The sequence below is a fragment of the Gottfriedia sp. S16(2024) genome (assembly GCF_050473765.1).
Taxonomy (GTDB): domain Bacteria; phylum Bacillota; class Bacilli; order Bacillales; family Bacillaceae_G; genus Gottfriedia.
The window spans coordinates 5,136,067-5,149,903 of sequence record NZ_JBFLUO010000001.1 but is presented as its reverse complement, the minus strand read 5'-3'; the positions used below and the strand labels follow the sequence as shown (position 1 = coordinate 5,149,903).

General features: G+C 35.4%; 12 protein-coding genes. 11 read left to right on the top strand and 1 reads right to left on the bottom strand.

From position 1 onward, the window contains the following. Positions 1-185 precede the first annotated feature (185 nt). On the bottom strand, positions 186-452 hold the full coding sequence (gene rpsT / locus AB1282_RS24820; protein WP_056472820.1) for a 30S ribosomal protein S20: 267 nt from the start codon (positions 450-452) through the stop codon (positions 186-188). 219 nt (positions 453-671) lie between these two features. Here rpsT and gpr point away from each other — a divergent pair, with 219 nt between their 5' ends. From gpr to mtaB, 11 genes are all read left to right on the top strand, one after another. Next, positions 672-1,772 carry a GPR endopeptidase gene (gene gpr / locus AB1282_RS24815; protein ID WP_056472823.1) on the top strand — a complete coding sequence of 367 codons (1,101 nt, stop codon included), beginning with the start codon at positions 672-674 and terminating at the stop codon, positions 1,770-1,772. 25 nt (positions 1,773-1,797) lie between these two features. Next, entirely contained in the window at positions 1,798-2,148 is a 351-nt protein-coding gene (locus AB1282_RS24810) for a hypothetical protein (RefSeq protein ID WP_056472826.1), read from the top strand. Positions 2,149-2,257: 109 nt separating this feature from the next. After that, positions 2,258-4,078: a translation elongation factor 4 gene (gene lepA / locus AB1282_RS24805; protein WP_056472831.1), complete on the top strand. Its 1,821-nt coding sequence runs from the start codon at positions 2,258-2,260 to the stop codon at positions 4,076-4,078. 283 nt (positions 4,079-4,361) lie between these two features. Then, positions 4,362-5,498, top strand: a complete 1,137-nt coding sequence (gene hemW, locus AB1282_RS24800) for a radical SAM family heme chaperone HemW (RefSeq protein ID WP_429900946.1) — start codon at positions 4,362-4,364, stop codon at positions 5,496-5,498. A gap of 199 nt (positions 5,499-5,697) precedes the next feature. Beyond that, positions 5,698-6,726, top strand: coding sequence for a heat-inducible transcriptional repressor HrcA (hrcA, locus tag AB1282_RS24795; RefSeq protein WP_429900944.1), 1,029 nt, complete (start codon positions 5,698-5,700; stop codon positions 6,724-6,726). A 57-nt stretch (positions 6,727-6,783) separates the two neighbouring features. Then, entirely contained in the window at positions 6,784-7,356 is a 573-nt protein-coding gene (grpE, locus tag AB1282_RS24790; protein WP_056472839.1) for a nucleotide exchange factor GrpE, read from the top strand. A 94-nt stretch (positions 7,357-7,450) separates the two neighbouring features. Next, entirely contained in the window at positions 7,451-9,274 is a 1,824-nt protein-coding gene (dnaK, locus tag AB1282_RS24785; RefSeq protein WP_335408083.1) for a molecular chaperone DnaK, read from the top strand. A gap of 225 nt (positions 9,275-9,499) precedes the next feature. Continuing rightward, positions 9,500-10,633, top strand: a complete 1,134-nt coding sequence (dnaJ, locus tag AB1282_RS24780; protein WP_056472845.1) for a molecular chaperone DnaJ — start codon at positions 9,500-9,502, stop codon at positions 10,631-10,633. Between the two features lie 146 nt (positions 10,634-10,779). After that, entirely contained in the window at positions 10,780-11,730 is a 951-nt protein-coding gene (prmA, locus tag AB1282_RS24775; protein WP_056473115.1) for a 50S ribosomal protein L11 methyltransferase, read from the top strand. A gap of 1 nt (position 11,731) precedes the next feature. Continuing rightward, on the top strand, positions 11,732-12,484 hold the full coding sequence (locus AB1282_RS24770; RefSeq protein ID WP_056472848.1) for a 16S rRNA (uracil(1498)-N(3))-methyltransferase: 753 nt from the start codon (positions 11,732-11,734) through the stop codon (positions 12,482-12,484). A gap of 4 nt (positions 12,485-12,488) precedes the next feature. After that, positions 12,489-13,823, top strand: coding sequence for a tRNA (N(6)-L-threonylcarbamoyladenosine(37)-C(2))-methylthiotransferase MtaB (mtaB, locus tag AB1282_RS24765; RefSeq protein ID WP_390311686.1), 1,335 nt, complete (start codon positions 12,489-12,491; stop codon positions 13,821-13,823). Positions 13,824-13,837 lie beyond the last annotated feature (14 nt).

Here is a 13,837-nt window from a genome sequence, read left to right as displayed (position 1 = left end):
TGGTGAGTAGTTCAAACAAGAAGAAAAGATGCGATTGACTATGTGGAGTTTATGATTGAAGAATGTAATAAAATTATTTAATCTAACATATTGGTTCGAATGCAAATATGTATTTAAAAAACGTCTAGTTGAACAACTTTATTGCACGAAAAAATGGTGTCTCAGATGAGACACCATTTAATTCATTACGCGTTCATAGCGTTAACTTTTTTAGCTAAACGAGACTTTTGACGTGAAGCAGCGTTTTTGTGGATTAGATTGCTGTTAACAGCTTTGTCTAATTTTTTAGAAGCAGTTAATAAAGCTTCTTGCGCTTTTTCAGTTTCGTTATTAGTAACTAAAGCTTCAACAGTTTTCACTGCAGTACGCATTTCTGATTTTAGAGATGCGTTGTGAGCACGATGAGCTTCAGCTGTTTTTACACGTTTAATAGCTGATTTAATATTTGGCATACCTTTCACCTCCCGAATGCAGTCGAGAAATTTGCCTCGAATACAAATAGAACAAAACTTATTTTATCAAAACAAGTCCCATTTGGCAATAGAATTCATAAAGCTATTTTCGCCTTTTCAAAAGAAAAATAAACAATTCGTTTAGAATTGGTAACATCTAGCTAAACTAGTTAAGAAGAGAATTGTTAAATTTCGATGAGTATTGTGGAGGCTAGATAAATGAGTGAGTTGGATTTAAGTCAATATAGTGTTCGAACAGATTTAGCAGTAGAGGCAAAAGAGATGCTCGAGGAGCGTGAACAGACAAAGGAAGAAATTACCGGCGTAATCGTTAAAGAACGTGAAGCAGATGGTGTAAGTATTTCTCATGTTCATATTAAAGAATCGGCATCTGAAAGAATCGGTAAAAAGCCAGGGAATTATTTAACACTTCAAGTTCAAGGTATTCGTGAACAAGATACTGACCTTCAAGAAAAAGTTGAAAAGGTTTTTGCAAACGAGTTTTCTGCTTTCTTAAAAAATTTAGGAATTACGGAAGATCAAACTTGCTTAGTCGTCGGCTTAGGTAATTGGAATGTGACACCAGATGCACTTGGTCCAATGGTTGTTGAAAATTTAGTTGTTACAAAGCATCTTTTTGAATTACAGCCTGAAAGTGTACAAGATGGTTATCGTCCAGTTTGTGCTTTATCTCCTGGTGTAATGGGAATTACTGGTATTGAAACGAGCGATATTATATCGGGTGTCATTGATAAAGTAAAACCTGATTTTGTCATTGCGATCGATGCACTTGCAGCTAGATCCATTGAGCGAGTTAATACAACTATCCAAATTACAGATAATGGCATTCATCCAGGCTCTGGAATAGGAAATAAACGTAAGGAATTAAGTAAGGAAACACTAGGTATTCCGGTAATTGCTATAGGGGTTCCAACCGTTGTTGATGCTGTTGCTATTACAAGTGATACAATTGACTTCATTTTAAAACATTTTGGACGAGAAATAAAAGAGGGAGACAAGCCTGCTAAAGCGCTAATCCCTTCTGGAATGGCATTTGGAGAAAAGAAAAAGTATACCGACGAAGATATGCCTAGTGAAAAGGAACGAATGGCATTTATGGGGATTGTAGGAACGCTAGAAGAGAATGAAAAACGAAAACTGATTCATGAGGTATTGTCACCACTAGGTCATAACTTAATGGTTACACCAAAAGAAGTGGATACATTTATTGAAGATATGGCAAATATTATTGCTGGCGGTATGAACGCTGCACTGCATTCTAAAATTAATCAAGATAATATTGGCTCATATACTCATTAATATTTCGTAAGTGAGGAGAAATAAAATGAAATATATGGTTCGGTATTTTACGCTAATCATCATTTTTTCTATAACTATCATTACTTGTATGCAAATTGCGAAAGACGGAATAAGTAAAGTTACTTCGACTGATTACTATCATGTAGATGATGTAGTAAAAATCTCAAAAGAAGATGGGAAAGCTGGTCCAGTACTTTTTGGAAAAGATTACACGAAAGAAGGACTAGCAATTAGAGAAGATCATTTAGAAAGATTAGGGGCATTTAATTATTTTACAGTTGTTGGTAAAGGACTATCCCATTTTGTTACGTATGTAACTGAAAAAGGGGTTAAGATTGTTGAAAAAATTCCTTCTATTATTGATAGCTTTAATTAGACCTTCTAAACTTCATTCGACATATACTGCTAATAGAGATTGAATATTTCCCTATTTTTTTGATATAATCAAAACTATCTATGCTGTCGAGAAATTTAGGAGTGATGAAATGAACAAAGAGTCAAGATCAGAAAGACAAAAGAGAATTAGAAACTTTTCAATCATCGCACACATTGACCATGGAAAATCTACATTAGCAGATAGAATTCTTGAGAAAACAAATGCACTAACTCAGCGTGAGATGAAGTCTCAGCTATTAGACTCAATGGATTTAGAGCGTGAACGTGGAATTACCATTAAATTAAATGCTGTGCAGTTACAATATAAAGCTAAAAATGGTGAAGAATATATTCTTCATTTAATCGATACACCTGGACATGTCGACTTCACTTATGAAGTTTCACGTAGTTTAGCAGCGTGTGAAGGCGCAATTCTTGTAGTTGATGCTGCACAAGGTATCGAAGCACAAACATTAGCCAACGTATATTTAGCTTTAGACAATGATTTAGAAATCTTACCAGTTATTAATAAGATTGACTTACCAAGTGCTGAGCCTGAACGTGTAAGACAAGAAGTTGAAGAAGTAATTGGATTAGATGCTTCAGAAGCGGTATTAGCATCTGCTAAAGCAGGAATCGGAATAGAAGAAATTCTAGAACAAGTCGTAGAAAAAGTACCAGCACCAACAGGCGATCCAGATGCACCTTTAAAAGCACTTATTTTTGATTCATTATTTGATCCATACCGTGGTGTTGTAGCTTATATTCGTATCGTAGAAGGTACTGTAAAAGTTGGGCAAAAAATTAGAATGATGGCTACAGGTAAAGAATTCGAAGTAGTTGAAGCTGGAGTATTCACACCACGCACTACACAAAGAGACGAATTAACTGTAGGTGACGTAGGTTTCTTAACAGCTTCTATTAAAAATGTTGGAGATACTCGCGTTGGGGATACAATTACCCTTGCTGAGAATCCAGCAACTGAGCCTCTACCAGGTTATCGTAAATTAAATCCAATGGTATTCTGTGGATTATATCCAATTGATACTTCTAAATATAATGATTTACGTGATGCACTTGAAAAGCTTCAATTAAATGACGCAGCTTTACAATTTGAAGCAGAAACTTCACAGGCTTTAGGTTTTGGTTTCCGTTGTGGATTTTTAGGATTATTACACATGGAAATCATTCAAGAGCGTATTGAACGTGAATTCAAAATTGATTTAATTACAACAGCACCAAGTGTTATTTATAATGTTTATACAACAAAAGACGAAATGATTATCGTTGATAACCCTGCTCATATGCCAGATCCTCAATCAATTGATCGAGTGGAAGAGCCTTACGTAAAAGCAAAAATCATGGTTCCAAATGACTTTGTTGGAGCAATCATGGAGCTTTGCCAAAAGAAACGCGGTAACTTTATCGATATGCAATATTTAGATGCTAACCGTGTAACATTAACTTATGAAATTCCATTATCTGAAATTGTTTATGATTTCTTTGATCAATTAAAATCAAGTACAAAAGGCTATGCATCATTTGACTATGAACTAATTGGTTACAAAGTTTCTAAACTTGTGAAAATGGATATTTTATTAAACGGTGAACAAGTAGATGCTCTATCATTTATCGTTCATAAAGACGCTGCTTATGACCGTGGAAAAATTATCGTTGAAAAATTAAAAGAACTTATTCCAAGACAACAGTTCGAAGTTCCAGTTCAAGCGGCAATCGGACAAAAAATCGTTGCTCGTTCAACAATTAAGTCAATGGGTAAAAACGTATTAGCTAAATGTTACGGTGGGGATATCTCTCGTAAGCGTAAGCTATTAGATAAGCAAAAAGAAGGTAAAAAGCGAATGAAAGCTGTTGGATCTGTAGAGGTTCCACAAGAGGCATTCATGGCTGTTTTACGTATGGATGATTAATAATCAATAGGAATTTATCGATTATAGAATTGAAGATTATCTAGAGAGGCCACCGTAATTTATTTGCGGTGGCTTTTTTTAATGTTAATTGATAATTTCTCACTCAAATTGTTATTAATAAAAAGTAAGATGTAAATAATGATTAATAATAGTAAAGCGATTCATTAGACAAATATCATAAGAAAATATACAATCATAAAAGTTAAAATCAACAAAAGTCCCTGAATCTGCACCTTAGGTGGTATTGGATCAGGGGCTTTTCACATAGAAAAGAGGAGAAGGTATGGCATCTTCCGTTTATATTCATATACCATTTTGTCAGCAGATTTGTTACTACTGCGATTTTAATAAATTTATGATGGACCGTCAGCCGGTTGATCAGTATTTAGAATATCTAGAGAAAGAAATTGTTGAAAGTCTAAAAAGAAATCCGATTTCAGATTTGAAAACAGTTTTTGTAGGTGGAGGAACACCTACAGCATTAACTTTGCCCCAAACTCAAACGTTAGTAGATATGATTAATAAACAGATCATTAAAGGGAATAAAGAAATCGAAATGACTTTTGAAAGTAATCCAAATGAAATTTCTAAAGAGAAGCTTCAAATTTTAAAAGATGGTGGAGTGAATCGAATTAGTTTTGGAGCGCAAACATTTGATGAAGGTTTACTTAAAAAGATTGGAAGAACACATTCACCTAATGAAATAGAAGAAGCAATTCAAACTGCAAAAGAAGTTGGAATTGATAATATCAATCTTGATTTAATGTATGCTTTGCCAGGTCAAACAATGGAACAATTCGTTGATTCGTTGGATAAAGCTATGAAGTTACCGATTCAGCATATTTCAGCGTATTCATTAATTATTGAACCAAAAACCGTGTTTTACATAGAAATGAATAGGGGCAAGCTTAAACCGGCTCCTGAAGAAGATGAAGCAGCTATGTATGACTTTTTAATGAAGTATTTAGAAGAAAAAGGTTTTCATCAATATGAAATCAGCAATTTTGAAAAGAACGGTTTAGAAAGTAAGCATAATCTTGTTTATTGGAATAATGAAGAGTATTTTGGATTTGGTGCAGGAGCACATGGCTATATTAATGGCATTCGATATTCAAATGCAGGACCGTTAAAGAAATATTTTCAGTTGATTGATGAGACTGGTGTCCCAATTGTTCATGAGCATACGGTAACGAAGCAAGAAAAAATGGAAGAAGAAATGTTTTTAGGATTACGTAAAATGGAGGGAGTTTCGGAAAGAAAATTCCAAGAAAAATTTGGTTCAAACTTTAATGAAGTATTTCCGAACGTAATTGAAAAACTAATGAAAGATGGATTAGTCGAGATGAATGGAGTATTTCTTCGATTAACCCATAAAGGGAAGTTACTCGGAAACGAAGTATTTCAAGCATTTTTACTTTAAAAGCAGTAAGGTGAAGAGCAGGAAAAGCGGATGAGATATGTGACTATAGAATAGATCTTATGTATTTAAAAATTCCTAATCCATTCATCCTGTACTTCTTTATTACTGCCCTTAACTTCTTGACATCGTATAAAGGATTTGTTAAGTTAATAATATATTTAGCACTCACTAGATAAGAGTGCTAATAGAGGTGATAAACATGTTGACTGAAAGACAGTTATTGATACTACAAATTATTATCGATGACTTTATTCGCATGGCACAACCTGTTGGTTCAAGGAGTTTATCTAAAAAGGAAGGTATTTCATTTAGTTCAGCAACGATACGAAATGAGATGGCTGATTTAGAGGAACTTGGTTATATTGAAAAGCCTCATAGCTCTGCAGGTCGAATCCCTTCTGAAAAAGGGTATCGTTTTTATGTAGACCATTTGTTATCACCACAAATTGTTAATGACGATGATGTTCGTTCGATAAAAGGTATTTTTGCCGAGCGTATTTTTGAAATAGAAAAGCTTGTGAAAAATTCAGCTGATATACTATCTGACTTAACAAATTACACAACAATTGCACTAGGACCAAAAGTTACTGAAAATAAGCTTAAAAATATTCAGCTTATTCCAATAGGACCTAATACAGCAGTATCAATTATTGTGACAGACACAGGTATTGTTAAAAATCGAACAGTAACTATACCACCTGGTGTGTCTATGAGTGATATTGAGAAAATGGTAAATATATTAAATGAACGACTAGTAAATGTACCGATTCATCAAATAAATGACAAGCTTTATAAAGAAATTGCTATGATTTTACGTACGCATATTTCGAATTATGAGAGCGTTATAAAGATGATTGGTGGCACTATTGACGTACCGATTGAACAAAAACTGTTTTTAAGTGGAAAAACGAATATTTTAGCTCAACCAGAATTTAATAATGTTGAGACAATGAAAATTTTGTTAAACATGATTGAAAGGAAAGATGAACTAAAAAGTATTATTCCTCTTGAACACATGGGTTTAAGTGTCAAAATTGGTAAGGAAAATGAAAAGTCTGGATTAGAAAATGTAAGTATCATTAGCGCAACCTATTCTTTAGGTGAAGATCAAATTGGTACAATCGCAGTATTAGGACCAACTCGAATGGAATATTCTCGAGTAATCTCATTAATGCATTTAATTACAGGACAATTGAATTTATTATTTTCATCTAAGGATGTTGAATAAATCCATTGTGAAAAGAAACAATGGATTACATATAAAAAAATAGGAGGTGAAGGTGACATGACAGAACGTCAGGAAGAACTTTTAAATGAAGAAGTAGTGAATGAAGAAACTACTGTTGAAGAGCCTTCAATCTTTACAGAAGAAAATACAGAAGAGAAAACTGATAATGTGAATTCTTCTGAAGAAGAGCTACAAAAACTTCGTGCTGAAGTAGATGAGAAGGAAAATAAGTACTTACGTCTACATGCTGATTTCGAAAATTATAAACGTCGTGCACTTTTAGACCAACAATCTTTAATGACTTATCGTGCTCAAAGTTTAGTGACTGATTTATTACCAGTACTAGATAATTTCGAACGCGCACTACAAGTTGAAGCAACAGATGAGCAAACTGCTTCTTTAAAACAAGGTATGGAAATGGTTTACCGTTTGCTTGTTGAAGCTGTGAAAAAAGAAGGGGTAGAAGAAATCCCGGCACTTGGTGAACAATTCGATCCGAATGTACATCAAGCTGTAATGCAAGAAAGTGATGATTCTAAACCATCTAATGAAGTTCTACAAGAATTCCAAAAAGGCTATAAGCTAAAGGACAGAGTAATTCGTCCATCAATGGTTAAAGTAAACGAGTAATTCGTTAAGCGTCTATTTATATCGCTAACATAAATATAAAATTTTTTTAAAAAAACTAAAATATAACTTATGTAGATTTTAGGAGGAACATGCAATGAGTAAAATTATTGGTATTGACTTAGGTACAACTAACTCTTGTGTCGCAGTATTAGAAGGTGGAGAGCCAAAAGTAATTCCGAACCCAGAGGGTGGACGTACAACTCCGTCAGTTGTTGCGTTCAAAAATGGTGAGCGTCAAGTTGGGGAAGTGGCAAAACGTCAAGCAATTACAAACCCTAACACAATCATGTCAATTAAACGTCATATGGGTACTACACATAAAGAAAACATTGAAGGTAAAGATTTTTCTCCTCAAGAAATTTCTGCCATCATTCTTCAAAACTTAAAGGCATCTGCTGAAGCTTATTTAGGTGAAGCAGTAACGAAAGCAGTTATTACTGTACCTGCATACTTCAATGATGCTGAGCGTCAAGCAACTAAAGATGCTGGTAAAATCGCAGGTTTAGAAGTAGAACGTATCATCAATGAGCCAACTGCGGCTGCATTAGCATACGGTTTAGATAAAATGGATGAAGACCAAACAATCTTAGTTTATGACTTAGGTGGCGGTACATTCGACGTTTCAATCCTTGAATTAGGAGATGGAATTTTTGAAGTTAAAGCTACAGCTGGTGATAACCGTTTAGGTGGAGATGACTTCGACCAAGTGATCATTGATTACTTAGTAGCTGAATTCAAAAAAGAAAACGGTGTTGATTTAAGTCAAGATAAAATGGCATTACAACGTTTAAAAGATGCTGCTGAAAAAGCGAAAAAAGATTTATCAGGTATTACTTCAACTCAAATTTCATTACCATTCATTAGCATGGGTGCAGCTGGTCCATTACACTTAGAGTTAAACTTAACTCGTGCAAAATTCGAAGAGCTTTCTCACAACTTAGTAGAAAGAACTTTAGGCCCAACTCGTCAAGCGATGAAAGATTCTGGCTTAACTGCTAGTCAAATTGATAAAGTAATTTTAGTTGGTGGTTCAACTCGTATTCCTGCTGTTCAAGAAGCAATCAAAAAAGAAACAGGAAAAGAGCCACATAAAGGTGTAAACCCTGATGAAGTAGTAGCACTAGGTGCTGCAATTCAAGGTGGAGTATTAACTGGTGATGTAAAAGACGTAGTATTACTAGACGTAACACCATTATCATTAGGTATTGAAACAATGGGTGGAGTATTTACAAAGTTAATCGAACGTAATACAACAATCCCAACAAGTAAATCACAAGTATTCTCAACAGCTGCTGACAATCAACCTGCTGTAGACATTCACGTACTACAAGGTGAGCGTCCAATGGCTAATGATAATAAAACATTAGGTCGCTTCCAATTATCGGATATCCCACCAGCACCACGTGGAATTCCTCAAATTGAAGTATCGTTTGATATCGACAAAAATGGTATCGTAACAGTGCGTGCAAAAGACCTAGGTACTCAAAAAGAACAAAACATCGTAATTCAATCTTCTTCAGGTTTAAGTGATGAAGAAGTAGAACGCATGGTAAAAGAAGCAGAATTAAATGCTGATGCAGATGCAAAACGTAAAGAAGAAGTAGATCTTAAAAACGAAGCGGATCAATTAGTATTCCAAGTAGAGAAAACTTTAAAAGATCTTGAAGGAAAAGTTGAAGAAGCAGAGGTTACTAAAGCTAACGAAGCTAAAGACGCATTAAAAGCTGCTTTAGAAGCTGGTAACTTAGATGACATCCGTACGAAGAAAGATGCTCTTTCTGAAATCGTTCAAGCTTTATCAATGAAACTTTATGAGCAAGCTGCTGCTGCACAACAAGCTGCAGGTGGAGCTGAAGGCGGAGCGAAACAAGACGATGTAGTAGACGCTGAGTTTACTGAAGTTAAGGAAGATAAATAATAACGAAAAGTGGAAGGCGTTTGCTCAGTAACGCCTGGAACTAGACAATAACGAAAAGTGGAAGGCGTTTTGGTCAGTAACGCCTGAACTAGACAACATATATATTTAAAACATTAAGGGAAGTCAAAGTCAGGGAAGCCTTGGCTTTGACTTCTTCTTTTTCTTTTAGAAAAGCACAGGATGTGTTAAAATATTCTTTATGTGAAAGGAGCGGATTGTAACACTATGAGTAAACGTGATTACTATGATGTGCTTGGTGTTAGTAAAAGTGCATCACAAGATGAAATAAAAAAATCGTTTCGTAAATTAGCAAAAACATATCATCCGGACGTTAATAAGGATCCTGATGCACCTGAAAAGTTTAAAGAGGTGCAAGAAGCATACGAAAATTTATCAGACGATCAAAAACGTGCTCATTATGATCAGTTTGGTCATACAGATCCAAACCAAGGTTTCGGCGGTGGCGGATTTGGCGGCGGCGGATTCGGTGGATTCGAAGATATTTTCAGTCAGTTTTTTGGTGGTGGCGGTGGACGTCGTCGTGACCCGAACGCACCAAGAGCAGGGGCTGATTTACAATACACAATGACAATCCAGTTTGAAGAAGCAGCATTTGGAATGGAAAAAGAAATTGAAATTCCAACTGAAGAAACATGTCATACATGTAGTGGATCAGGTGCGAAACCTGGTACATCAAAAGAAACATGTAATCATTGTCAAGGCTCAGGACAAATGAGTGTTGAACAAAATACTCCATTTGGACGTATTGTGAACCGTACGACATGTTCACACTGTCAAGGTACTGGTCAGATAATTAAAGATAAATGTAATACTTGTCATGGTGCTGGCCGAGTGAAAACTCGTAAGAAAATCATGGTTAAAGTGCCAGCTGGTATCGATGATGGACAACAAATTCGTCTTTCAGGTCAGGGAGAACCAGGTAAAAATGGTGGTCCTGCTGGAGATTTATATATTGCATTCCATGTTCGTGAACATGAGTTCTTTGAACGTGACGGAAATGATGTTTACTGCGAACTTCCATTAACATTTGCACAAGCTGCATTAGGTGATGAAGTTGAAGTTCCAACATTACATGGTAAAGTAAAAACAAAAATACCTGCTGGAACGCAAACTGGCACTAGAATGCGTTTAAAAGGTAAAGGTATTAAAGATGTACGTGGATATGGTCAAGGTGATCAACACGTAATCGTAAAAGTTATCACACCTACAAAACTAACAAGCCGTCAAAAAGAATTGCTTGAAGAGTTTTACAATATTGGCAAAGGTCAAAAAGACGATAAACACGATTCTTTCTTTACAAAGTTAAAGCGTGCGGTTAAGAATTTTGGCGAACAATAAGGAAGTTATTAATTCAGTACGTTAGTTAAGGTAAAAAGTGGAAACACTAAATAGAAGAAGTAATTTAAATGGCACCCTCTAAATCTGACTATGATTAGAGGGTATTGCCAAGTAAAGAAGAGAGTATGAATGGAGTTGGTAGTTTTATGAAATGGTCAGAATTAAGTATTCACACTACACAGGATGCGGTTGAACCGATTTCTAACATTTTACACGAAGCTGGTGCAAGTGGTGTTGTCATAGAGGATGTGTTTGATTTGACGAAGGAGCGAGCACAGGTTTACGGTGAAATCTACCAACTTAACCCAAAAGATTATCCAGAGGAAGGTGTAATCGTTAAAGCATACCTTCCTGTGAATAGTTTTTTAAACGATACAATCGACGGAATAAAAGAAGCAATAAATAATTTAATTTCATATGATATTGATTTAGGAAAAAATACATTTGCTGTGCATGAAGTAAACGAAGAAGATTGGGCTACTGCATGGAAAAAATATTATCATCCAATTTCAATCTCAGATCGATTTACAATTGTACCTTCTTGGGAAGAGTATGAAGTCAAATCATCAGACGAATTAATTATCGAATTAGATCCAGGAATGGCGTTTGGTACTGGTACTCACCCGACAACTGTTATGTGTATTCGTGCACTTGAGAAGGTTGTAAAATCAACTGACCGTGTAATCGATGTAGGTACTGGCTCAGGAGTATTAAGTATTGCGGCTGCTAAACTGGGATCTACAAATATAGAAGCTTATGACTTAGATGATGTAGCAGTTCGAAGTGCAAGAGAAAACGTTGTATTAAACAAAGTAGACGATGTGATAAAAGTTGGACAAGGTAACTTACTACAAGGAATTGAAGGTCCGTTTCAAGTAGTTGTTGCGAACTTACTTGCTGAAATTATTCTTCGTTTCGTAGACGATGTTTTTAATGTTTTAGAACCGGGTGGAACATTTATTTCTTCAGGAATTATAGGTGCTAAACAAGCAGACATCGAAAATGAGCTTAAACGAGTTGGCTTTGAAGTGAAGGAAGTACTACATTTAGAGGACTGGGTTGCAATTATTGCAAAAAAGCCAGAACAAGGAATGTAATATGCAAAGATATTTTATAGAAGAAACGCAGCTTCAAAATGATCTTGTTACAATAACTGGTGATGATGCTCATCATATCGCAAATGTTATGCGAATGAAGCTTGATCAAGAGATCATTTGTACAGTTCCAGGATCTTCAACTGTTCGTTGTACACTTACAAATATTTCTAGTGAACAAATAACAGCAGCTGTTGTAGAATATGTTGAGAATACAAATGAACTGCCGATATCAATTACGATTGCTAGTGGACTACCAAAAGGTGATAAACTAGAGTTAATCATTCAAAAAGGTACGGAGCTTGGAGCTTCTGGTTTTTTACCATTCGCTGCAGCTAGATCAATTGTTAAACTAGATGATAAAAAAGCTGGTAAAAAGGTTGATAGATGGCAAAAAATTGCAAAAGAGGCAGCTGAACAATCATATCGATTTATTGTACCAACTGTCGAACAGCCAGCATCTTTTCAACAATTACTTAACTCAATACAGCATTATGATGCTTGTATTGTTGCATATGAAGAAAGTGCAAAAACAGGAGAATCAGCAGGACTTGTTCAGACATTCCAGTCACTAAAGGAAGGCTCACGATTATTAGTAGTTTTCGGACCAGAAGGTGGTTTGTCAGATAAAGAAGTTGATCAGCTAGAAGAAAAAGGTGCTAAGCTATGTGGACTTGGACCAAGAATTCTGCGAACAGAAACAGCACCATTTTATGTTTTAGCTGCTGCCTCCTTTCATTTTGAATTAATGGGGTGAAGAAATGCCACAAGTAGCTTTTCATACATTAGGCTGTAAAGTTAACCATTACGAAACAGAAGCAATTTGGCAACTGTTTAAAGCAGCTGGCTATGAACGTACAGAATACGAAACGAAAGCTGATGTTTATGTAATTAATACTTGTACAGTTACAAATACAGGTGACAAAAAAAGTAGACAAGTAATCCGTCGTGCCGTGCGCAAAAATCCAGATGCAGTAATTTGTGTAACTGGATGTTATGCACAAACATCTCCAGCCGAAATCATGGCAATTCCTGGGGTGGATATCGTTGTTGGTACACAGGACCGTACGAAAATGCTGGATTATATCGAACAATTCCGAGTAGAACGTCAACCAATTAATGGCGTAGGAAATATTATGAAAGCACGAGTTTATGAAGAGCTAGATGTACCTGCTTTTACTGATCGTACACGTGCTTCATTAAAAATACAAGAAGGTTGTAATAACTTCTGTACGTTTTGTATTATTCCATGGGCACGTGGTTTAATGCGTTCTCGTGATCCAAAAGAAGTTGTAAAACAAGCTACTCAATTAGTTGAATCAGGCTATAAGGAAATCGTTTTAACTGGTATTCACACAGGTGGATATGGTCAAGACATGAAAGATTACAACTTAGCAATGTTATTAAAAGATTTAGAAACAGTTGAAGGATTAAAACGTGTTCGTATTTCTTCAATTGAAGCTAGTCAAATTACAGATGAAGTAATTGAAGTACTTCGTCATTCAAATATTGTAGTTCGACACCTACACGTACCTTTACAATCTGGATCAGATACTGTTCTTAAACGTATGCGTCGTAAATATACAATGGCTGAATTTGCTGAAAGAATTGAAAAACTACGCGAAGTATTACCAAACTGTTCAATTACATCTGATGTAATCGTAGGTTTCCCAGGCGAATCTGAAGAAGAGTTTATGGAAACATACAATTTCATTCGAGATAATAAATTCTCTGAATTACACGTATTCCCATACTCTAAACGTACAGGTACACCAGCTGCACGTATGGAAGATCAAGTTGACGAAGAAGTTAAAAATGAACGAGTACATCGTTTAATTGAATTATCAAATCAACTTGCAAAAGAATACGCATCAATGTTTGATGGAGATGTACTAGAAGTTATTCCGGAAGAAAAGTACACTGAAGATGATGCAGAAGGACTATTAATTGGTTACACAGACAATTATCTAAAAGTCGTATTCGAAGGAACAGAAGACATGATCGGTAAAATTGTAAAAGTTAAAATCGCTGAAGCTGGTTATCCAGTAAATAAAGGTGAATTTGTCCGAGTATTAGAAGATGTAGCTGTTAACTAAGGAATATATAAATA